1 protein-coding gene is annotated in these 340 nt (G+C 55.9%); it reads right to left on the bottom strand.

Annotated elements, in window-relative coordinates; genetic code table 11:
- A partial coding sequence (locus DDR33_RS25655; protein ID WP_146198889.1) for a 3-coathanger stack domain-containing protein occupies nt 1–314 on the bottom strand: 314 nt, incomplete at its 3' end.
- Between the last annotated feature and the right edge of the window lie 26 nt (nt 315–340).

Below are 340 nucleotides of genomic sequence, written 5' to 3'. Positions count from 1 at the left end.
GCGGACAGGTCGGTGCCGGCGGCAAAGGGCTCGCGGGGGGTATAGGTGAGGATGTAGTTCTGATCGGTGCTTATGGCGGCGGCAAGGGGGATACAGGGGGCGGCGGTGGCGGCTACGATATAGGCGTGGAAGCTGGACCCGGAGGGGACGTAAAAGCCGGGCAAAAGGGTGATGCTCCGCGTGGCGGTTACTACCGGACGGCTATTGCTGTAGCTGCTCAAGGTGGTGTCCTGTGCTACAGCGGGCAGCACGGTAAAACATACCAGTAAACTGACAAGTGTTTGCAGGTATAACTTCATATATGGTACTTTCATATTTGATTTATCTCCGTTGCTAAAGT

This window comes from Pararcticibacter amylolyticus, assembly GCF_003130405.1.
In the GTDB taxonomy this organism is placed as follows: Bacteria; Bacteroidota; Bacteroidia; order Sphingobacteriales; family Sphingobacteriaceae; genus Arcticibacter; species Arcticibacter amylolyticus.
Note: the sequence above shows the minus strand (reverse complement) of the source record. Positions and strands in the feature narration are given on the sequence as shown.